Consider the following 5,276-nt stretch of genomic DNA (forward strand, 5'->3'; position numbering starts at 1 on the left):
CGTCCGCACGCAAGCAGCCGGCCGCACGCACCAGTCGAGCATCGACTGCGTAGTCCGCCAGATATCCGAGCGCCGCGCTGACGACGCAGAGCCCGCTCGGCATGACCGATCAGAAGCTCGCGGCGGAATAGGAACCTAACCGCGCGCTCGCTGCGCGATCACCTCCGATCTCGTGCGCATGACATCGCGTCGGGCCGAACTGTCCGCACGCGCGGCGCGGATGGCTCTCAGTGGAACCCCGGGTTCCCAGGGACGTTGCCAACATGATGGCCGGGTGCGGCGGCCTCATTCTTCTCGCGCGAGGGCGATCGAGCATGAGGTCTTTAAGCGGTCAATCAAATTGTTTGCAAGGACCTCACGAACATGATCAGCCAGTTCGGGCCCCGTCTCGAAGCGAGAGGCGGTGTTACATTCCGCCTGTGGGCGCCATCCGCCGAGCGGGTCGATCTGGTGATCGATCGACCGCAGCCGATGCAGCGGCGGGAGGAGCGCTGGTTCACGCTGTCGGTGCCATCAGCCGGTCCGGGGACGCGCTACCGCTTTCGCATCGATGGTGAGCTCGATGTGCCGGACCCGGCCTCCGCGTTCCAGCCCGAGGACGTCACGTGTCCTTGTGAAGTGATCGATCATGCCTACCGGTGGCGCACCGCCGACTGGCGCGGTCGGCCCTGGGCGGACGCGGTCATCCTCGAACTGCATGTCGGCACATTCACCGCGGGCGGCCGCTTTCTCGATGTCATTGACCGCCTCGACGATATCGCAGCTGGCGGGATCACCGCGATCGAGCTGATGCCGCTCGCCGATTTCCCCGGGCGATGGAACTGGGGCTATGACGGCGTGCTGTGGTACGCGCCGGACAGCGCGTATGGCCGGCCTGACGATTTACGTGCGCTGATCGATGCCGCTCATGCGCGCGGCCTGATGGTGTTCCTCGACGTCGTCTACAATCATTTCGGCCCCGAGGGAAACTATCTCGGCCGCTACGCAAAGCCGTTCTTCACCAGTGCGCATCGGACGCCCTGGGGCGATGCGATCGACTACACGGTGCCGCAGGTGCGCGCCTTTGCGATCGAAAACGCCCTGCATTGGCTGGATCACTATCGTTTCGACGGACTGCGGCTCGATGCCGTCCATGCGCTGGTCGAGCCCGGCGGCCTGCAGATGTTGCGCGAGCTGAGCGCGGCAGTCGGCGAGCTCGCCACCGCGAGCGGACGGGCGATCCATCTCGTGCTGGAGAACGACGATAACAACATCGCCGTGCTCGATCCGCTGACCGATCCGCCGCGGGGCCAGTACCGGGCGCAGTGGAACGACGACTATCACCACGTCTGGCATGTGCTGCTCACGGGCGAGAGCATCGGCTATTACGGCGATTACACGACTGATCTGCGCGGCCTGTTGGCGCGCGTGATGGCCGCGGGATTTGCCTATCAGGGCGAGTCATCTTCTCATCGTGGTGGCGCGGCGCGCGGCGGCTCCACAAAACACCTCCCGCCGACCGCCTTTGTCAACTTCCTGCAGAACCATGACCAGATCGGAAATCGTCCCTTCGGTGATCGCCTGGTGACGCTGGCGCCGGATGAGGCCGTTGCCGCGGCGCTCACCGTCCTGCTGCTGGCGCCGATGCCGCCGCTGCTGTTCATGGGCGAAGAATGGGGCGCGCGGCAGCCGTTCCCGTTCTTCTGCGACTTTTCCGGCGAACTCGGCGAGGCGATCCGGCGCGGCCGCCGCAGCGAGTTCGAGGCGCACCACGCGGCGGTCGCCGCGAAGGCGGGAGCCGACGCATTGCCCGATCCGCTCGGCGAGGCGACGTTCCGTTCCGCAGTGCTCGACTGGACCGCGCGTGATGCGGCCCACCATCGCGAGCGGCTCGCGCTGGTGCGCGACCTCATCGCTGCGCGGCGCACGCACGTGGTGCCGCGCCTTGGAGACATCTCCGGAATGGAGGCCGCTGCATCATGGAGCGGCGCGGTGCTTCAGGTCCGATGGCGTCTTGGTGACCGCACGCTTGGCCTGCTCGCCAATCTCTCCGCCGATCCTGCGGCGCGGCCGCGTGATGGGATGCAGGGCGTTCCGATCTGGGGCGGCGCGCCCGCGGAGCGGCTTGGGCCCTGGCAGGTGCACTGGATGCTTGGGGAGGCGTGATGCCCGCGGACAGTCCACTCGCCACCTATCGAATCCAGTTCACCTCCGCATTCGGCTTTGACGCCGCGGCGAAATACGTTCCCTATCTGAAACAGCTCGGCATCACCCATCTCTACGCGTCGCCGTTCCTGAAGGCGCGGCCGGGTTCGACCCATGGCTACGACATCGTCGATCACGGCTGCCTCAATCCGGAGTTCGGCGGCGAGGATGCATTCACCCGCCTGAGCGACGCGCTCGCTGCGTCCGACCTCGGCCTGATCCTCGATTTCGTTCCCAACCACATGGGCGTCGGGGGCGCCGACAATGGCTGGTGGCTCGACGTGCTCGAATGGGGGCAGCGCTCGCCCTATGCGGCGTCCTTCGACATCGACTGGGAGACCCTGCCATACCGCCACGAGGGCGGGGTGCTGCTGCCGATCCTCGGCCGGCCCTATGGCGACGCGCTGGAGCAGGGCGAGATCGTGCTGAAATACGATCCCGCGGAGGGCAGCTTTTCGGCATGGTATTATGACCACCGCCTGCCGATCCGGCCACATCGCTATTCCGAGATCCTCAGGACGGTCGTGGCGGCTGCGGGCGCGTCGAGCGATCCGCCCGGACGGGAGTTGCTCGAACTCGCCGATCGCTATCCCGATCCGCGCGAGCCGTCGCGTGACGAGGCGCCTGCGTTCAAGGCGGCGATCGCGGCGGTTTCAGGGGGCGCCGAAATCATCGCGCGCGGTCTCAGCGCCTATCAGCCGCGGCCTGACGACCGCGCCAGGGTGCTGGCGCTGCATCGTCTCTTGGAGCGTCAGCACTATCGCATTGCGTTCTGGCGGGTCGCCGGCAGCGAGATCAACTACCGGCGCTTCTTCGACGTCAATGATCTCGCCGGCATCCGCGTCGAGGATCAGCGCACCTTCGATGCCACCCACCGCCTGGTCGGGCAGCTGATCGCGGAACGGCGCCTGCATGGCCTGCGCATCGACCACATCGACGGTCTGCAGGATCCGGCGCAATATTGCCGGAGGCTGCAGCGCCTGACCCGCGACAAGCGCGGTCCGCAGGCGCGCCCGTTCTATGTCGTGGTCGAAAAGATCCTGTCCGATCGCGAGGCCATGCCAAAATTCCCAGGCGTGGCGGGTACCACCGGCTATGAATGGCTGAACGTCATCACCCGCGTCCTGGTCGACGATCGCGGCCTCTCCGTCCTCGACGACACGCGCATCGCCATGACCGGTAATAGCCGCGGCTTTGACGAGATTCTGATGCGGGCCAAGCGGCGCGTGCTGGACAATCTGCTGTCGAGCGAATTCACCGTGCTCACCCGTCTGCTCGGGCGCATCGCCGCGGGCCACTGGTCGACCCGCGACTACACGATCGACCGCCTGCGCGCTGCGCTCGAATTGTTCGTCCTGTATTTTCCCGTCTACCGCACCTATGTGACCTCGGCCGGGCCGTCCGCGGCCGATCGTGCAACGATCAGGGAGACCATCAGGGCCGCGCGCACGCACTGGTTCGGCTCCGATGTCTCTATTCTCGATTTCCTTCAGGACGCGCTGACGCTCGATCTGATCGGGCGCGGTCGCACCGGCTACAGCGCGCCGCGGGTCCGCCGCTTCGCCTTCAAGGTGCAGCAGTTCACGGGGCCGATGATGGCGAAGTCGCTGGAGGATACCGCCTTCTACCGATATGCACGGCTGCTCGCGATGAACGAGGTGGGCGGCGACCCGGCAGCCGCAGGCCTGCCGGTCGCCGAGTTTCATCAGCGCATGGCCGGGCGCGTCAAAAGCTTTCCGCTTGGCATGACGGCGACCGCGACTCACGACACCAAACGCGGCGAGGACGCGCGTGCGCGGATCATGGCGCTCTCCGAGATGCCGGAGGACTGGCGCAACGCGGTGACGGCATGGCACGCGCTCAATGAGCGTCACATCGACCGCTCGCGCACCGAGCGCGCGCCCTCGGCCGGGCATGAATACCTGATCTATCAGGCGCTGGCCGGCGCCTGGCCGCTCGCGGGCACCGACGACGTCTTCAGCGAGCGAATGCAGGCCTATGCCATCAAGGCCGCCCGCGAGGGCAAGGTCGAAACGTCCTGGCTCAATCCGGACGAGGCCTACGAGGCGGCCTTGACCGAGTTCGTCGGCGCCATTCTCGACCGCGCCCGGTCGCCCGAATTCATCGCGGCGTTCGAGGTGTTCATCCGCCGCGTCGCCTTGCTCGGCGCGCTCAACTCGCTGTCGCAACTGGCGCTGAAGGCCATGGTGCCCGGCGTCCCCGACATTTATCAGGGCGCCGAGTTCTGGGACCTGTCGCTGGTCGATCCCGACAATCGCCGGCCGGTCGATTTCGATACGCGCGTTGCCGCGCTAGCGGCGCTCGATGCGCCCGACTGGCGGGGGCTGGCCGAACAATGGGAGCACGGCCGCATCAAGCTCGCGCTGATGCGCAAGCTCCTGGGGTTGCGCACGCGGCTCGCACCCGTGTTCCAGCAGGGCACCTATCTGCCGATCGAAGTCCGCGGGACGCATCGTGATCACGTGGTGGCGTTTGCGCGGCGGTACGATCGCGATGCCGTTATCGTCGCAGTGGGACGGCACATGGCGTCGCTCACCGGCAACGGTGTGCACTGGCCCCGCGGCGCCGAATGGGATGCGACGCTGGTCGTCAACGGCTTCCAGGTTACCTCCGACCAGCTCGTGCCGGAGCGGAAACTTCCCGCAGCCGAGCTGCCGGTCGCGCAACTCTTCGCCGATCTTCCGGTCGCAGTTCTGCGCGCCCGGCAATCGTCCACTGCGGGCCGCATCGGCAAGCGGCGTGCCGCCGCGGTGCCCGCAACGGTGGCGTGACGCGTTCGCGCGAGAGGCCCAGGTCGCCGGAAAAGCGCAAGACCGGCTTTTCAATCCTAGGCGAATGGGCTTAAGAGGGCGCCGCCGGCGCGTTGCGCCGCAGTCTTGGGGAATCGAATGGGTTTGCGGATGCTGCTGACCGCTGCTGCGCGCGAGAATGCCCAGTGGGCTGACCGATGACGCGCGCCATCATCTTCGATTTTGATGGCGTCATCGCCGACAGCGAGGTGCTGTCCAACACCGTGCTTGCGGAGGTCGTGACGGAGCTCGGCGTGCCCACAACGCTCGAGGACGCCTATC

Annotated in this window: 3 protein-coding genes; all 3 read left to right on the forward strand. The window is 66.7% G+C overall.

What is annotated here, in order from left to right; all coding sequences use genetic code 11:
- Window positions 1-363: 363 nt before the first annotated feature.
- On the forward strand, window positions 364-2,145 hold the full coding sequence (treZ, locus tag JOZ76_RS30030) for a malto-oligosyltrehalose trehalohydrolase (protein ID WP_291704916.1): 1,782 nt from the start codon (window positions 364-366) through the stop codon (window positions 2,143-2,145).
- A complete protein-coding gene (treY, locus tag JOZ76_RS30035) occupies window positions 2,145-4,976 on the forward strand; it encodes a malto-oligosyltrehalose synthase (RefSeq protein WP_291704918.1) in 2,832 nt (943 codons plus the stop codon). Before treZ ends, treY begins: the two co-directional genes overlap by 1 nt.
- Before the next feature lie 176 nt (window positions 4,977-5,152).
- A partial coding sequence (locus JOZ76_RS30040) for an HAD hydrolase-like protein (protein WP_291704920.1) occupies window positions 5,153-5,276 on the forward strand: 124 nt, incomplete at its 3' end.

This window comes from Bradyrhizobium sp., assembly GCF_019244115.1.
Lineage (GTDB): Bacteria > Pseudomonadota > Alphaproteobacteria > Rhizobiales > Xanthobacteraceae > Bradyrhizobium.